The 15,000-nt window shown below is 67.0% G+C and carries 16 protein-coding genes and 1 pseudogene; 7 read left to right on the forward strand and 10 right to left on the reverse strand.

The window, feature by feature from the left end:
* The 3 genes and pseudogenes from MBTS_RS23715 to MBTS_RS08245 all read left to right on the forward strand — a co-directional run.
* A pseudogene (locus MBTS_RS23715) lies at positions 1-177 on the forward strand (oxalate/formate MFS antiporter); the annotation flags it as partial.
* Positions 178-283: 106 nt separating this feature from the next.
* Entirely contained in the window at positions 284-601 is a 318-nt protein-coding gene (locus MBTS_RS08240; RefSeq protein ID WP_147830549.1) for a hypothetical protein, read from the forward strand.
* Between the two features lie 118 nt (positions 602-719).
* The gene (locus MBTS_RS08245) at positions 720-1,220 is read left to right on the forward strand and encodes a DUF2867 domain-containing protein (protein WP_147830566.1); all 501 of its coding nucleotides are present in this window, start codon (positions 720-722) and stop codon (positions 1,218-1,220) included.
* 160 nt (positions 1,221-1,380) lie between these two features.
* Here MBTS_RS08245 and frc read toward each other — a convergent pair whose 3' ends face one another.
* Both frc and MBTS_RS08255 read right to left on the reverse strand, forming a co-directional pair.
* Positions 1,381-2,631 carry a formyl-CoA transferase gene (gene frc / locus MBTS_RS08250; RefSeq protein WP_147830568.1) on the reverse strand — a complete coding sequence of 417 codons (1,251 nt, stop codon included), beginning with the start codon at positions 2,629-2,631 and terminating at the stop codon, positions 1,381-1,383.
* 125 nt (positions 2,632-2,756) lie between these two features.
* A complete protein-coding gene (locus MBTS_RS08255) occupies positions 2,757-3,200 on the reverse strand; it encodes a PAS domain-containing protein (protein ID WP_147830570.1) in 444 nt (147 codons plus the stop codon).
* Between the two features lie 405 nt (positions 3,201-3,605).
* Between MBTS_RS08255 and MBTS_RS08260 the strand changes: the two genes are divergently transcribed.
* The 3 genes from MBTS_RS08260 (at position 3,606) to MBTS_RS08270 (ending at position 5,243) form a co-directional block, all read left to right on the forward strand.
* Complete coding sequence (locus MBTS_RS08260) at positions 3,606-4,049, forward strand: OsmC family protein (RefSeq protein WP_147830572.1); 444 nt, start codon at positions 3,606-3,608, stop codon at positions 4,047-4,049.
* A gap of 94 nt (positions 4,050-4,143) precedes the next feature.
* Positions 4,144-4,512 (forward strand): YybH family protein, encoded by a 369-nt coding sequence (locus tag MBTS_RS08265; protein ID WP_147830574.1) that lies wholly within the window; start codon positions 4,144-4,146, stop codon positions 4,510-4,512.
* Between the two features lie 35 nt (positions 4,513-4,547).
* The gene (locus MBTS_RS08270) at positions 4,548-5,243 is read left to right on the forward strand and encodes an alpha/beta hydrolase (RefSeq protein ID WP_147830576.1); all 696 of its coding nucleotides are present in this window, start codon (positions 4,548-4,550) and stop codon (positions 5,241-5,243) included.
* A 25-nt stretch (positions 5,244-5,268) separates the two neighbouring features.
* On the opposite strand, the gene MBTS_RS08275 is transcribed toward MBTS_RS08270, so the two are convergent.
* The 8 genes from MBTS_RS08275 to MBTS_RS08310 form a co-directional block, all read right to left on the reverse strand.
* The gene (locus tag MBTS_RS08275) at positions 5,269-6,498 is read right to left on the reverse strand and encodes a molybdopterin molybdotransferase MoeA (protein WP_147830578.1); all 1,230 of its coding nucleotides are present in this window, start codon (positions 6,496-6,498) and stop codon (positions 5,269-5,271) included.
* Entirely contained in the window at positions 6,495-6,980 is a 486-nt protein-coding gene (gene moaC / locus MBTS_RS08280) for a cyclic pyranopterin monophosphate synthase MoaC (protein WP_147830580.1), read from the reverse strand. Before moaC ends, MBTS_RS08275 begins: the two co-directional genes overlap by 4 nt.
* Positions 6,977-7,834 (reverse strand): indole-3-glycerol phosphate synthase TrpC, encoded by an 858-nt coding sequence (gene trpC / locus MBTS_RS08285; RefSeq protein WP_147830582.1) that lies wholly within the window; start codon positions 7,832-7,834, stop codon positions 6,977-6,979. The genes moaC and trpC overlap by 4 nt, the downstream gene beginning before the upstream one ends.
* An 11-nt stretch (positions 7,835-7,845) precedes the next feature.
* Complete coding sequence (trpD, locus tag MBTS_RS08290) at positions 7,846-8,859, reverse strand: anthranilate phosphoribosyltransferase (RefSeq protein ID WP_018044746.1); 1,014 nt, start codon at positions 8,857-8,859, stop codon at positions 7,846-7,848.
* A 36-nt stretch (positions 8,860-8,895) separates the two neighbouring features.
* Positions 8,896-9,510, reverse strand: a complete 615-nt coding sequence (locus tag MBTS_RS08295; protein WP_192215395.1) for an anthranilate synthase component II — start codon at positions 9,508-9,510, stop codon at positions 8,896-8,898.
* Between the two features lie 76 nt (positions 9,511-9,586).
* The gene (locus MBTS_RS08300; RefSeq protein WP_192215396.1) at positions 9,587-10,507 is read right to left on the reverse strand and encodes an alpha/beta hydrolase; all 921 of its coding nucleotides are present in this window, start codon (positions 10,505-10,507) and stop codon (positions 9,587-9,589) included.
* 99 nt (positions 10,508-10,606) lie between these two features.
* Positions 10,607-12,127, reverse strand: a complete 1,521-nt coding sequence (gene trpE, locus MBTS_RS08305; protein WP_192215397.1) for an anthranilate synthase component I — start codon at positions 12,125-12,127, stop codon at positions 10,607-10,609.
* A gap of 7 nt (positions 12,128-12,134) precedes the next feature.
* Positions 12,135-14,036, reverse strand: a complete 1,902-nt coding sequence (locus tag MBTS_RS08310; RefSeq protein WP_192215398.1) for a peptidylprolyl isomerase — start codon at positions 14,034-14,036, stop codon at positions 12,135-12,137.
* A gap of 194 nt (positions 14,037-14,230) precedes the next feature.
* Between MBTS_RS08310 and tpiA the strand changes: the two genes are divergently transcribed.
* Positions 14,231-14,992 carry a triose-phosphate isomerase gene (gene tpiA / locus MBTS_RS08315; protein WP_056146506.1) on the forward strand — a complete coding sequence of 254 codons (762 nt, stop codon included), beginning with the start codon at positions 14,231-14,233 and terminating at the stop codon, positions 14,990-14,992.
* Positions 14,993-15,000 lie beyond the last annotated feature (8 nt).

Consider the following 15,000-nt stretch of genomic DNA (forward strand, 5'->3'; position numbering starts at 1 on the left):
TACCTCCAGCAGGCCACAAACAGCTGGGACGGCGTCTTCCTCGTCGCCGCAGGCGCCAACATCCTGGCCTCGCTGCTGGCCATCGGTGTGCTCAAGCCCTGGCGCAAGCGCGTGGTGGCCCAGGCACTTGCCGTCTCCGACGAGGCGAAGCCCGCCCCCCGCGTGGTCGCTGCCTGATCTCGGGCTGAGCCACCGACCATGACAGAGTGCGGGGGCCGGACGCCAAGTCCTGGCCCCCGCACCCGTTTCAGCACCCCGTGATCGCCTCCGCAGGAGATGTCCGATGCCGCCGACCTGGCACCCGATGCACACGGCTCCGCAGATCGTCGAGCGGATCTGGCTCAACCATCTGACACTCGGCCCGATCCTGGCCGAGGGCCGCCCCGGCCGCTGGTACGCCCCCAGCGCGGCCCGGCAGGTCTGGCGCTGGTACCGTCCGGTCGGACCGGACACTCTTGAACCCTTCGCCGGCTGGCTCCCCTACGCGGCGCTCGCGGCCGAGGAGAAGGACGCAGCTGCGCTGGACGACCCATCTCACGGTCTCTCAGATTCCCTTCCCGTTGCGGGGCAGCAGGGCCGTACCGCCTCCTTTGGGGGATAGACCGCACGGCTACCGGATCCAGAATGACGGAGGCCGCCCTCGTTCCGCCCATCAACAGCGCCGACTCCCCGCGCCGGTCATGCTAAGGCTGTCCCACAGATGAGTTGGGAGAGAGAGCTTGGCTGCCGACCCGCCGGTTCGCATTCTGCGCCCACGCGATCAACTCGACTATTACGACACGCGATCGGTCGTACTCTCCTCGGCGGTGACACCGATCCACGTCTGGAATGTCATCTCCTCAGAACCGCGACCGTTCATGGCATTCGCCTTTCGCGTGAGGGATGCGATCGCGGCGCGCTTCGGCGTGAAGGCCATCGGCGGCTTTTCAGGAGAACGACGGCTGCATGTCCGCGAGGGCGATAAGCTGGATTTCTTCCTCGTGGAACACAGCGCCCCGGATATGCTGGTCCTCACCGCGCGGGACCGGCACCTGGACGTCATGATCTGTCTCGCGACGTCCGGTCATCGTCTCACGATCACGTCGTCGGTCGTCGTCCACAATGCCTTCGGTCGGGCTTACATGGTGCCGGTCGCGCTGATCCATCGCTTGATCCTCGCTGCCGACCTGCGGCGCTTGAGGACGTCGTTGTGGCAGGAAGCCTCTGGTTCCGGCCCGTAGATTCTTCACTTGGACGGGGCCAGTCGATCGCCGAGCGCCCTTACTGGCGGCCATGAGGATGGGCCGGCCCGGTCCCACTCCAAAAGAGAACGGCGCACCTCGCGGCGCGCCGTTCTCCCGATTCGACGGTCCTGTTGGGACGGGCCGCCGCGCATCCGCCTCAGACGGCGCGTGCCTGGTGCAGGCGCTCGATCTGCTGCTGGGTGTAGCCGAGGTCGAGCAGGACCTCGTCGGTATGCTCACCGAGGAGCGGCGACGACTTGATCTCCACAGGCATGTCGGAGAACTTGATCGGGCTTCCGACCGTCAGATACGAGCCGAGCTTCGGGTGCTGGACCTCGACGATGGTCCCGCTGGCGCGGAGGGACGGATCCACCGACAACTCCTTCATAGACAGGACCGGCGAGCAGGGGATGTCGAACTTGCGCAGGATGTCGACCGCCTCGAACTTGGTCTTGTCGGCGAGCCACTCCTCGATCGTGCCGAAGATGTCCATGATCTTGTCCTGGCGGGCGCGCGCCGTGTTGTAGGCCGGATCGTCGATCCACTCTTCCTTGCCGATCGCCTTGCAGATCGGCGCCCAGGCATGACCCTGGATCGTGAAGTAGATGTAGGCGTTGGGGTCGGTCTCCCAGCCCTTGCACTTCAGCACCCAGCCGGGCTGGCCGCCGCCGCCTGCGTTGCCGCCGCGCGGCACCACGTCGGTGAACTCGCCGTGCGGATACTGGGGGTATTCCTCAAGGTAGCCGAGGGCGTCGAGGCGCTGCTGGTCGCGCAGCTTCACGCGGCAGAGGTTGAGCACCGAATCCTGCATCGAGACGGCGACCTTCTGGCCCTTGCCGGTCTTGTTCTTCTGGTGGAGTGCCGTGAGGATGCCGATGGCGAGATGCATGCCGGTGTTCGAGTCACCGAGGGCGGCCGCGCTCACGGTGGGGGGGCCGTCCCAGAAGCCGGTGGTGGAGGCAGCGCCGCCGGCGCACTGAGCCACGTTCTCGTAGACCTTCAGGTCCTCGTAATGGTGGCCATCCGAGAAACCCTTTACCGAGGCCAAGATCATGCCTGGGTTGAGTTCCTGGATGCGAGCCCAGGAAAAACCCATCCGGTCGAGGGCGCCGGGGCCGAAATTCTCGACCATCACGTCGGATTGCTTGATGAGGTTTTCGAGGACTTCCTTGCCCTCGGGGGTCTTGGTGTCCAGCGTCAGCGAACGCTTGTTGGAATTGAGCATGGTGAAGTAGAGCGCGTCGGCATCTTCCACATGGCGAAGCTGGGTGCGCGTCACGTCGCCGGAACCGGGACGCTCGACCTTGATCACATCGGCGCCGAACCAGGCGAGAAGCTGCGTGCAGGCGGGGCCTGCCTGGACGTGCGTGAAATCGATGATCTTGGTGCCCTCAAGCGGCTTGCTCATCTCGACGTTCTCCCTTTCGATCGTCATGCAACGATAATGGATCGGATAGTTCGACTGTCCGGTTCTGATCCGGAGCTCGTGTTGGCCCGGAGTCGGGCGAAATCTTTAAACCTGCGCGCTTCCACTCAGGCGGCGGCGCTTTCGAGTTCACTCAGACGCTTGCGCATCTGGCGTTCGTCGTTCCAACGCCGGGTCTCATCGCGGATAATGGCGAGGATACCGATCACCGAGCCGTCGGGTCCGTTGAGGAGACCAACGGTGAAGGCGATCGAGAGCGATCGGCCATCCTTGTGGAGCGCCGGCACGCGCAGCACCTCCGTGCCGTAGCGGGTAATGCCGGTCCGCATCGTCTTGGCGTAACCATCCCAGTGACGCTGGCGCTGGCGTTCGGGGGTGATCAGGTCGAGGGATTGGCCGAGCGCCTCGGATGACGAGAACCCGAAGATCCGTTCCGCCGACGCGTTCCAGACGACGATGGCCCCGTCGGGATCGGAGACGACGATTGCATCTCCGGCGGCTTCCACCAGTTGCGAGACGTTGATACCGGCGGGAATAGATTGGTCCGACATGGCCCGATTCGCGTCTTCGACTGGAACTGTGCTCATCGACTTCGCCGGCCGGCCCGGCCGTCAGGCGCGATGGAACATTTCGCTGCGGCTGAGCGGCACCAAGCCCGAAGTCGTCATCGAACGACCGGCTTTAGCCCAAGACATGTTGCGAATGCGAATGCTGCAATGCATCATTATGATCGCTTCCTCCATTTCGCGGAAAGGTCAAACCCCGCCCGAGAGATGTTCCGCGCACTTGCTTTTTCTGTGCGTCTACTGTTGGTATTTGGTATGCCAATGATTGCGGGCTGTCAACACGGATGCAGGAGTGATGGATGAAAGGGAACTCGGGCTCGCTTCCCGATCGTTGCCTAACTGCTACGCCCGGCAGGCGGCAGCTAAACGATCCTCGAGGAGACGTCCCGTATGGGCAGTGACGGCAGCATTACCATCAGGCAGATCGACGGTTATCGGTTCGAGATCGATTTCGGGGAGGCCTTCCCGAACCTCGCCGTCGACGAGGCGCCGCCTTATGGCAGCGGGGAGGGGCCTTTCCCCGAGCAGATCCTCGTCGCGGGCGTCACCAACTGCCTCTGCGCCAGCCTGGTCTTCGCTCTGGGCAAGTTCAAACAGGATGCCCCCGGGCTCGCCGCACGATCGAGCTTTCGCGTGGAGCGCAACGCGGAGGGCCGCTTGAGGATCAGCGGGATCGAGGTCGGAATCGCGCTTGGCGCTCCCGCAGCTACGATGCCGCGCCTTGATCAGGTTCTCGACCAGTTCGAGCGCTTCTGCACCGTCTCCGAGAGCGTCAAAGCGGGGATTCCCGTCACCGTTGCGGTGCGCGACGCGGACGGAACGCTGTTGAAATAGCTCCGAGTCGATGAACGGGCCGGCTCATTCCCCAAGACCTAGACGTCCAAAAGCACCGGCGAGACAACTCGCAAGATGAGAGGAAGGAAACGCCATGGCACACACGCGCGCGCAATCACCCGAAGACCTTGCCCGTCTCTTCAACGAGCGGGCCAATGCCGGCGACGTGGAGGGATTGGTCGCCCTCTACGAACAGGATGCGGTGCTTGCCGCCGGGAAAGTGGTGGCGACGGGGCAGCGGGAGATCCGCGCTTTCTACACCGACCTGCTTGCCCGTCGCTCCGAATTCCCGGCCGCCGAGGCGCTGCCCAGCATCCGTAACGGGTCCGTCGCGATGACCTTCGCGCGCCTGCCGAACGGCACGATCTCGGTGGAGACGGCACGGCTGCAGGACGATGGCGGCTGGCTTTGGATCATTGATCAATTGAAGATCAAGCCGGTGGCCGAGGCCAAGCCGGAATAGCGCATCACAAAACTGGCTGCCGCGAGGTTCACCGCATGATCGATCCACGACTCGCTGGGCGGCTGACCTTCGCCCATCGCTTGCCGAGCGTGTCACCGCCGCCCCCCGGTCGGCATTGGCTAGGCCTCTTTGACGAGCGGGATGCCATTCTGGTGGTCCCGCCGGGGATCAATCCGCGCCGTCCGACGCCGCTGGTCGTGCTCTTCCATGGCGGAGGCGGGAGCGCCGAGAAAATCCTGCCCATGCTGGAGCAGCACGCGGCGGCACGCGGATTTCTGCTTCTTGTCCCACAATCCCTGTTCCCGACCTGGGACCTCGTCATTGGCGGTCATGGGCCGGATCGCGAACGGCTCGACCTCGCTTTGACCGACGTGGCGTCGCGCTTCATGCTCGATCCGTTGCACATCGTCTTCGCCGGCCATTCGGACGGGGGCAGTTACGCCCTCTCCGCCGGCCTCGCCAATGGCCATGTGGTGACCCACCTCATCGTGTCGTCGGCGGGATTCCTGTCGGTTCACCTGCAATCCGGGTCGCCGCGCATCTTCCTTTCGCACGGGACACGAGACGAGCAGATCCCTATCGATCGCAGTGCGCGCGTGCATACAGCTCAATTGAGAGAGGCCGGCTACGACGTTACGTCAGTGGAGTATGACGGCCCGCATGCCTACCGGCCGGCCGTAGTGGCACAGGCCATGGAGTTCGTGTTCGGGCCTGAGGGCGACGGCCCGTAGAAGGCGGTCACCCTTAAGGAGTCGCTCAGAGCAGCGTCCGGTCCAACCGGATGATCCGGCACGGGTCGCCGCGCTTTGCCGCCGGTGCGCCGGGGGGGCGCACGAGAAGCGCTTCGGACTGGCCGAGCACCGAGAGCATCGAGGAATCCTGGCGCCTCTCGGCGTAGACCGTGGGAAAGCCGCCCGCCTTGGCCTCCACTCTCGCGCGCATGTAATCCTGGCGAACATCGTTGGCCGGCATGTCGGCGCCGAGGATCGCCGGCTCGCTGCGGTCCGCTCCGGCCTTGGGGTCGCCGAGAAGGGCGCGGATCGCCGGCACGACGAAGAGCAGGCCGCAGACCACGGCGGAGACCGGATTGCCCGGCAACCCGATGACCATCATCGGCCCGAGGCGCCCATGCATCAGCGGCTTGCCGGGGCGCAGGGCGACGCGCCAGAAGCCGAGTTCGAGGCCCTCGCGATGCAGGGCCGCCTGGACGAGGTCGTGATCTCCCACGGAGGCGCCGCCGAGAGTCACGAGGAGATCGGCTTTCGCGTCCCGCGCCCTTCCGAGGGCTGCTTCGAGGGATGCGAGGCTGTCGCCGGCAATACCGAGATCGATCGGTTCGGCGCCCGCCTCGCGGGCGAGGCTCGCCACCGCCAATCCATTCGAGGCCACGATCTGGTCCCAGCGGGCAGGTTCGCCCGGCGCCACGAGTTCATCGCCGGTCGCGAGGATCGCAACCCGCGGCCTGCGGCGAACCGACAGGGTCGCGTGGCCACCGGCCGCCGCGAGGGCGAGGCGGCGGGCATCCAGGCTTTCACCCGCCCGCAGGAGGGGATCGCCGGACCGGAAATCGAGGCCCGGAACGCGGATGTGGCGCTCGGCGGCCACCGTCTCCACGGCCGTGACCACGTTGTCGGAAACGTCGGCGTTCTCCTGAATGAGGATCGTATCGGCCCCCGCCGGAACCGGAGCACCCGTGAGGATCCGCACGGTCTCGCCGGGGCCGATCGTTCCGGCAAAGCCATGGCCCGCCGCGCTCATGCCGATGAGCCTCAGCGTCGCCGGAACGGTGGCGACATCCTCGGCGCGCACGGCGTAGCCATCCATCGCGGAAGCCGGGAAGGGCGGCTGCGTGCGCAGGGCGGCCACATTCTCGGCCAGCGTCCGGCCAAAAGCCTCGGCCACCGTGACCGTCTCGGCCGCCACCGGCTCGGCGGCGCTCGCGAGGATGCGCGCGAGCGCCTCCTCCACCGGAATGAGCGTGCTCACGAGGCGTCCTCGGCCCGGTACGAGCCGGACTTTCCGCCATCCTTGGCGAGCAAGTGAATGCCTTCGATCCGCATGCCGCGATCGGCGGCCTTCACCATGTCGTAGATCGTCAGGCAGGCGACCGAAACGGCGGTGAGGGCCTCCATCTCGACCCCGGTCGGACCGATCACCTTGACCTCGGCGGTGACGCGCAGGCCGGGCAGCGAGTCGTCCGGCACACATTCCACCCGGACCTTGGAGATCAGCAGAGGGTGGCAGAGCGGGATGAGCTCATGCGTGCGCTTCGACGCCATGATGCCGGCGAGCCGCGCCGTGCCGATCACGTCGCCCTTCTTGGCATCGCCTTCGCGGATCAGGCGCAGGGTCTCGGGCAGCATCACCACAACGCCCTGGGCGCGGGCGGTGCGGGTGGTGGCGGGCTTGTCGGAGACATCGACCATATTGGCGGCGCCGGCCGCATCGAGATGCGTGAGGGTGCTCATTTACCCACCTTGCCGAACAGGAGGCGCTTCGTCGCCTTGGTCACGTCCGCCTCCCGCATCAGGCTCTCGCCGACGAGGATGGTGCGGAGGCCGCCCTTTTCCAGGCGAAGGACGTCGGCATGGCCGGTGATTCCGCTCTCGGCGACGGCGATACGGTCGGACGGCACGCCTTTGGCCACGCGGATCGCCGTATCGAACGAGACCTCGAAGGTCTTCAGGTCGCGGTTGTTGATGCCGAGAAGCCGGGTGCCCAGCGGAATGGCGCGGGCGAGTTCCTCCTCGTCATGGACCTCGACCAGCACATCCATGCCGAGATCGTGCGCGGTCTCGACGATGGCCAGCGCCTCGTCGTCGTCGAGGCACGCCATGATCGCCAGCACGCAATCGGCGCCCCAGGCGCGCGCCTCGAACACCTGGTACGGTTCGAACAGGAAGTCCTTGCGCAATACAGGCAGCGAGCAGGCGTCCCGTGCCTCGGTGAGGTATTCCGGCTTGCCCTGGAAAGAGGGCGTGTCGGTGAGCACGGACAGGCAGGTGGCGCCACCCGCCTCGTAGGCGGCGGCGAGGGTGGCGGGGTCGAAATCCTCGCGGATCAGGCCCTTGGACGGAGAGGCCTTCTTCACCTCGGCGATGAGGGCGGGACGCCCTTGCGCGATATGGGCGGCGATGGCATCGGCGAAGGGGCGGACGGGCGCGGCCTTCTCGATGCGCTTCTCGAGCTTGGCGAGGGGTACGCGCAGCTTGGCTTCGGCGATCTCTCGGCGCTTGTAGGCCTCGATCCGCGAGAGCACGTCTCGCCGGTCGGTGGTGGCCGGTGCCGCAACCACGTCTGCCACGGGTTTCGCCTCGCTCATCGGGGCATCTTTCATGTGTTCGAGACCGCGACGAGGCGCGCGAGGGTCGCCCTGGCGGCGCCATCGTCGATGGCGGATGCCGCACGCGCCACGCCTTCCGCCAGATTCTGAGCGGAACCGGCGACGACGAGGCCGGCCCCCGCATTGAGAACGGCGATGTCGCGATAGGCGTTGCGCTCGCCCGCCAGGACGGCGTTCAGCGCATGCGCGTTATGGTCGGGATCGCCCCCGCGCAGATCCTCGAGGGTCCAGAGCGGCAGGCCGACGTCGCGCGGATCGATGGTGAAACGGCCGATCCGCCCGTCCTCCAGGGTGACCACCGGCGTCGGGCCGGTGACGGTGATCTCGTCGAGCCCGTCCGACCCGTGCACCGTCCAGACCCGCGTGCTGCCCAGTTCGCCCAGCACACGCGTCAGGGGTTCGGCCCATGCCTCGGTGGAGACGCCCAGAAGCTGGCGCTCGACACCGGCCGGATTCGAGAGTGGCCCGAGCAGGTTGAAGATCGTCCGCGTCGGCAGTTCGGAGCGCACCGGCGCCACGTGGCGCATGGCGCCGTGATGGGTCTGGGCGAACATGAAGCAAAGGCCGGCCTGCGCGAGGCAGCGGGCCAGCCCGTCCGGGTCGAGGCCGATCCTGACCCCAAGGGAAACGAGGACATCGGCCGCACCCGAGCGCGAGGTGGCCGCGCGGTTGCCGTGCTTGGCCACGGGCACGCCGCAGGCCGCCGTGAGGATCGCGGCGAGAGTCGAGACGTTGTAGCTGCCCGAATGATCGCCACCGGTGCCGACGATATCGATGGCGCCGGGCACCGGGGCCACGCGCACCATCCGCGCCCGCATGGCCTCCACCGCGCCAACGATCTCATCCTCGGCTTCGCCGCGGACCTTCAGGGCGATGAGGAAGGCGCTGGCCTGGACCGGCGTCACTTCGCCGGAAAGCAGGTCGTCGAAGGCGGCGCGCGCCTCCGCCCGGTCGAGACTCGACCCGGCCGCGACTTTCGCGAGGAGCGGCTTGAAGGTGTCCATGGCTGTTCGACGCGTAAGTCAGTACTGACTGACGCGTCAATGCACGCCGGACCCTCGCTTGTCACGCCCCGCGTTCCAAGCGGCGGCGATGTCGAGGAAGTTGCGCATAATCTGCGAGCCGTGATGTGAGAGGACGCTCTCCGGGTGGAACTGCACGCCGTGGACCGGCAGTGTGGCGTGTTCCAGCGCCATGATGAGCCCGTCCGCTTCCGCCGTGACGATGAGGTCCTGCGGGCACCCGCCTCGCTCCACCACGAGGGAATGGTAGCGCGTGGCATCGAAGGGGCCGTTCAGCCCGCGAAAGACCCCCGTCGCCCTGTGGGTGATGCTCGAGACCTTGCCGTGCATGGGCTTTGGCGCGCGGACCACGTCGCCGCCGAAGGCCTGCCCGATCGCCTGGAGGCCGAGGCAGACTCCGAAGATCGGCACCTCGCCGGAGAGGTCGCGCACCACGTCGAGGCAGATGCCGGCCTCGTTGGGCGTGCACGGCCCCGGCGACAGCACCACCGCATCGGGGGCGCGCTCGCGGATCTCGTCGATGGTGATCCGGTCGTTGCGCACAACATCGATCGATCCGCAAAGCGGCCCGATGAGATGGACGAGATTCCAGGTGAAGGAATCGTAATTGTCGATGACGAGGACGTTGGCCATGATCGCGCTTCTCTTGATTCCCCTCGTGTGACGAGGTGAGCCGAGAGGGTCAAGCGTTCTCGCGCCGCGCCCGCTCTCAGGCCCAGATCGTCGGATGCCGGACGGCGGCGCCGTCCCCCAGATGCGCGCGGATGAAGGCACCGGCGCTCGCAAGCGATCGCCGCCCCTCGGCGAGTTGCGGATAGAACATGTGCCAGGCATGGATCATGTGCGGCCAGACTTGGAGCGTCACGGCGACGTCCGCCGAGGCGGCCACCCCGGCGAGGCGAAGGGAATCGTCCAGCAGGGTCTCGGCGCTGCCGACCTGGATCAGCATCGGCGGCAGGCCGCCGAGGTCGGCGTGAAGCGGCGAGATCAGCGGGGTCGCAGCATTCGTTCCTGCGCAATAGGCCTCCGCGAGTTCCGTCAGGTATTCCCGCTGGATCAGGGGATCGACCGCCGCCTCGGTGTCCATGCTGTCACCGGTCATCTCCAGATCGACCCAGGGCGACGTGAGCCAAAGACAGCGCGGAAGCGGCAGGCCGGCATCACGCAGCGAGAGGGCCGTCGCGAGGGCAAGCCCGCCGCCAGCGCTCTCCCCGGAAAGGACGATGTTTCCCGGGCTGACGCCCGAATCGAGGAGGAAGCGGTAGCCCGCCAGGGCGTCATCGAGGGCCGCGGGAAACGGATGTTCCGGCGCGAGCCGGTAATCCAGGGCCAGCGTGCGCGCTCCGGCGGCGCGGCCCGTCTCGGCCATCATGTGCCGGTGACTATTGAGCGAGCCGGACACGTATCCGCCGCCATGCAGGAACAGGACGACGCGGGCCGGATCGGCCTCCGGGCTCAAGGTCCATTCGGCCGCCACCCCGCTCGCATCGACGGGCACGACCGTCACATCGTGGGGGACAGGATAATGCGCGCCGAACCCATCGAGCCGCTCACGGCGCTCGGCGAGGTTCGAAGATCGTGGACTGGCCGCGAGGAGATCCCTGACGGCATCGATCTCGGTCCCAGCCATCACGTCCCTCCGCCATTGCAACCGGCCGATATACGACCTTTTCGATGTCTATCGGCAATCGCGGGACGAGCGGAAGGGCTTCCTTGGTACGCGGAAGGACTACTGCCCCCGCCGCGCCCGGCTCGCGAACATCACCGCATCCTCTGCGGCGCGGAAAAGGGCTTTGGCCTTGTTCACGCATTCCTGTTGCTCGGAGGCCGGATCGGAATCGTAGACGATGCCGGCGCCAGCCTGAACATGCATCCGCCCGTCCTTCACGATGGCGGTGCGCAGCACGATGCAGGTGTCCATCTCGCCGCGCGCGCCGAAATAGCCGATGCAGCCGCCATAGGGTCCGCGCTTCTCACGTTCGAGTTCGTCGATGATCTCCATCGCCCGGACCTTGGGCGCACCGGAGACCGTGCCCGCCGGAAACCCGGCCGAGAGGGCATCGAGCGCGTCGTGGCTCGGATCGAGATCGCCCTCGACATTCGAGACGATGTGCATGACCTGGCTATAATATTCGAGGAAGAACGACCCCGTCACGGTCACGCTGCCGATGCGCGAGACCCGACCGACATCGTTGCGGCCGAGATCGAGCAGCATCAGGTGCTCTGAGCGTTCCTTCGGATCCGCCAGCAGTTCCTCGGCCAGGGCCGTGTCCTCGGACGGCGTGGCACCGCGCCGGCGCGTGCCGGCGATGGGGCGGATCGTGACTCGGCCCTCGCGCACCCGAACCAGGATCTCGGGCGAGGAGCACACGACCTGGAAATCCTCGAAGTCGAGGTAGCACAGGAAGGGAGCCGGGTTGGTCCGCCGCAGGGAACGGTAGAGAGCGAAGGCCGGAAGCGTGAACGGCGCTTCGAAACGCTGGGACAGTACGACCTGGAAGACGTCACCGGCGACGATGTACTCTTTCGCCCGCGCGACCATGTCCAGATAGGCATCGGGCGTCGTGTTCGAGACCGGCTCGGGATGGGCGATGGAGCGGGGGTCGATCCGCGATTCCATCGGAAGCGGACCTTCCAGGACATCGGCCACGCGTTCCAGACGGGCGAGGGCGCCCTCATAGGCCGCGCGCGCCGAAACCCCTGCGCTCGGGCGCACCGGGCCGACCACGGTGATGATGTCGCGCACGGCATCGAACACCACCATGACGCGCGGCCGGACGAGGATCGCGTCGGGAACGCCGAGGGGATCCGGGTTCGACTCCCCGAGCCGTTCCATGGTCCGGACCATGTCGTAGCCGAGATAGCCGAAGAGTCCTGCCGCCATGGGGGGAAGCTCGGTGCCGTCATCGGCTCCGATGGCGCTCTCGGCGATGAGGGAGCGGAGGCTCGCCAGCGGCGAGGCGTCGTCGGGCTCGAACACCGACAGGTCGCTGCACCGCGCGGTCTCCGGCCGGCCGTCGCGGCAGCGCCAGGCGAGGTCGGGGTCGAGGCCGATCATCGAATAGCGGCCGCGCACCGCACCGCCTTCGACGGATTCGAGCAGGAAGGCCGGCCCGGCATGAACCGCGCGCAGCTTGAGGAAAGCCGCGACCGGAGTTTCCAGATCGGCCACCAGGGTCAGGTTGAGGAGGGTCGGCCGCCCTGCCTCGTAGGCCTCCGCGAAGGCGGCGTAATCCGGCTCCTGAAACATGGTCGGTTCAGTACTCGCCGCCGATCGCGCGCCGGAACGCCGTCTGGTTGACGGTGATCCCCACGCTCTTCTGAACGTCGGCGATGTACTCGCCGAGGATGTCGTCGATGAGGGTCGCCTGGAACCGCTTCGAGATCGCCGCGTCGGAGGCGCTGCCGGGCACGAAGGCGGGCATCGTCGCCGCCGTGACCTTGGCGACCACGCGCGACTCGCCGGATTCCACCGAGACGGCCTTGTCCACCGGGACGGCGAAGAGGCGGTTGACCACGTCGGCCGAGAGGCCGTCCTTCGCCTGGCTGCGGGCGATGTCCGTGGAGGTCTGCACCTGCACGCCGACTTCCGTCGCCAGCGTGTCGATGGCCTCGCCCTTGTCCAGGCGCTCGGTGAGGCTGCGGGCCTTCTCCGACAGGCGCTTGGCCACCTCTGCGGCGCGCCATTGCGCAACGGCCTGGTCGCGCACCTGGTCGAGGGGCTTGTCGTGGGCGTGGTCGATGCCGGTGACGTCGACCCAGACGTAGCCGCCCGACTTCAGGCGAAGCGCCTCGGTGTCGCTCCCGATCTCGGAGCGGAACACGATCGGCAGCGTCGTGTCGCGATCCGGGATGGAATCGACGAGCTTGCCCGACGGGTCGAGCCCCTGGGCGCTCACCGCCGGCACCGTCACGAGGGTGAGGCCCCGCTCCTTGGCGATCTCGGCCAGCGGCTTGCTGTTGGCGCGCTCATCCTCGATCGCGTCGTGGTCCTTCTCGACGGCGGTCCTCGCGCGCTCGAGAGCGATCGTCTTGCGGATCTCCGGCGCCACGTCGGCGAGGGGCTTGCGTGTCTCGGGTTCGATGGCGGTGACGCGGAGAAGCACGGTGCCGAAGCGACCCTTGACCGGGGCGCTCACGGTGTTCTGAGCAAGCGAGAACGCGGCATCCGCGACGGCCGGGTCGAACAGGTCGGCCTTCGTGAGGTTGCCGAGGGACAGTTCCTTCGCATCGACGCCGCGCGCGACCGCGACGGCCTCGAATGGCTTCTCGCCGGATTCGATCTCCTTGCGCGCCGCCTCGGCGGAGGCCTCGTCGGGGAACACGATCTGCTGGATCGTGCGCCGCTCCGGCGTGCCGTATTGCGCCTTGGCGAGATCGTAGCGCTTCTGCACGTCCTCCTCAGTGACCGCGTCGGGCTTGGCCATCGCCTGCGGATCGAGGGGGAGGAGGGTCACGGCCCGGTAGTCCGGTGCGCGGAATGCGCTCTTGTTCTCGTCGTAGAAGGTCTTCACCTCCTCGTCGGTCGGTGCGGGAATGTCACCCGCCACGGACGGGGGCAGCATCAGGAAAGACGCCGCGCGGCGCTCGGTGGTGTAGCGATGCACGGCCTCGCGCAGGGCGGCGGGGACGTGGATGTCCGCGGCCACGGCCTCGGCGATCTGGAGCCGTCCGGCGGCGGCGCGCTGGTCACGCACGAACATCGCCTCGTTGATCCCGGCGCGCTGCAGCGTCTGGAAGAAGAGGGTCTGGTCGAAGGAGCCGTTGGCCCCCTTGAAGGTCGGCTCTTCCTGAATCGCGCGCAGCACCGCCGAATCGGGGATCACGAGTCCGAGATCCTTGGCCTGCTGGTCGAGGGAGGCCTCGCTGATCAGCTGAGAGAGGACCTGGCGATCGAGACCGAGGCCTCTGGCCTGATCGGGTGTCAGGCTGCGCTGGAGCTGGCTCTGGTAGCGCTGCAGCTGCAACTGGTAGGCCGACCGTACAGCCTCCGAGGTGATCTGCGTCTTGCCCACCGTGGCCACGGTCGTGGCGGAGTTCGAGCGGAAGAAATCTTCCACGCCGAAGATCGCGACGCCGGCGATGAGGAAGGTGAAGACCACCGTGAGAATGATCTTGCCGAGCCAATGCTGGCTCGCACTACGCATGTTCTGCAGCATCGGAAGGTTCGAAAATCCGTCGTGATGGCGCGCCGGGGCACGGCTCCAAGCCGCCCGCGATAGACCATCCGCTCGCCTCCGCAAAGGCCGGGGCGATCCGCGAGCGCATGTTTGCGCCGGCAAGTCGGCTCTGTTACGGCCCCGCTCACGATCCGGTGAAGCCGGACCAGGATGATCTGAACGCGAGGGATACGATGTCGAAGTCGGGACGGCGGCCGCTGATCGCCGGCAACTGGAAGATGAACGGCCTGCGCAGTTCGGTTCCGGTGGTCGAGGCCATCCGCGACGGGCTCTCGCCCGAACTCACATCCCGGATCGACGTCCTTGTCTGCCCCCCCTCGACGCTGATTTCCTCCTGTGTGGCGGCTGTCTACGGGTCTGCCATCGCTATCGGTGGCCAGAACCTGCACGCCAAGGCCAGCGGCGCCTTCACCGGCAGCATTTCCGCCGAGATGCTGGCCGATCTCGGGGCGACCTACGTCATCGTCGGCCATTCGGAGCGCCGCGCCTATCACCACGAGACCGATGACGGCGTTCATGCCAAGGCTCTGGGCGCCCGCCGGGCCGGCCTCTGCGGCATCATCTGCGTCGGCGAGACGCAGGAAGAGCGCGAAGAGGGCCGCACCCTCGATATCGTCCGGGCGCAGCTCGCCATCGGCGTGCCGAAAGGTGCCAAGGCCTCCGATACGGTCATCGCCTACGAGCCGGTCTGGGCGATCGGCACCGGCCTGACCCCGACACCCGCCGACATCGCCGAGGTCCATGCCTCGCTTCGCGAAATGCTCGGCCAGCTCATCGGGGCGGAAGCGGCAAAGGTGCGCATCCTCTACGGAGGCTCGGTGAAGCCCGGCAACGCCCGCGAATTGATGGCGGTGGAGAATGTGGACGGCGCGTTGGTGGGCGGTGCGAGTCTCGTCGCCTCCGACTTCCTAGGGATAGCCGCCGCTTATGCCTGAGGCGATTC

This window comes from Methylobacterium bullatum, from assembly GCF_014845095.1.
Taxonomy (GTDB): domain Bacteria; phylum Pseudomonadota; class Alphaproteobacteria; order Rhizobiales; family Beijerinckiaceae; genus Methylobacterium; species Methylobacterium bullatum.

Excerpts from the sequence above, each read along its gene's own strand:
- MBTS_RS08260 (WP_147830572.1), top strand. The coding sequence starts at position 3,606 with ATGGGCAGTGACGGCAGCATTACCATCAGGCAGATCGACGGTTATCGG.
- MBTS_RS08295 (WP_192215395.1), bottom strand. The coding sequence starts at position 9,510 with ATGGCCAACGTCCTCGTCATCGACAATTACGATTCCTTCACCTGGAAT.
- tpiA (WP_056146506.1), top strand. The coding sequence starts at position 14,231 with ATGTCGAAGTCGGGACGGCGGCCGCTGATCGCCGGCAACTGGAAGATG.
- trpE (WP_192215397.1), bottom strand. The coding sequence starts at position 12,127 with ATGTTTCAGGAGCCGGATTACGCCGCCTTCGCGGAGGCCTACGAGGCA.
- frc (WP_147830568.1), bottom strand. The coding sequence starts at position 2,631 with ATGAGCAAGCCGCTTGAGGGCACCAAGATCATCGATTTCACGCACGTC.
- trpD (WP_018044746.1), bottom strand. The coding sequence starts at position 8,859 with ATGGACACCTTCAAGCCGCTCCTCGCGAAAGTCGCGGCCGGGTCGAGT.
- MBTS_RS08240 (WP_147830549.1), top strand. The coding sequence starts at position 284 with ATGCCGCCGACCTGGCACCCGATGCACACGGCTCCGCAGATCGTCGAG.
- MBTS_RS08310 (WP_192215398.1), bottom strand. The coding sequence starts at position 14,036 with ATGCTGCAGAACATGCGTAGTGCGAGCCAGCATTGGCTCGGCAAGATC.
- moaC (WP_147830580.1), bottom strand. The coding sequence starts at position 6,980 with ATGAGCACCCTCACGCATCTCGATGCGGCCGGCGCCGCCAATATGGTC.
- MBTS_RS08255 (WP_147830570.1), bottom strand. The coding sequence starts at position 3,200 with ATGTCGGACCAATCTATTCCCGCCGGTATCAACGTCTCGCAACTGGTG.
- trpC (WP_147830582.1), bottom strand. The coding sequence starts at position 7,834 with ATGAGCGAGGCGAAACCCGTGGCAGACGTGGTTGCGGCACCGGCCACC.
- MBTS_RS08270 (WP_147830576.1), top strand. The coding sequence starts at position 4,548 with ATGATCGATCCACGACTCGCTGGGCGGCTGACCTTCGCCCATCGCTTG.
- MBTS_RS08265 (WP_147830574.1), top strand. The coding sequence starts at position 4,144 with ATGGCACACACGCGCGCGCAATCACCCGAAGACCTTGCCCGTCTCTTC.
- MBTS_RS08300 (WP_192215396.1), bottom strand. The coding sequence starts at position 10,507 with ATGGCTGGGACCGAGATCGATGCCGTCAGGGATCTCCTCGCGGCCAGT.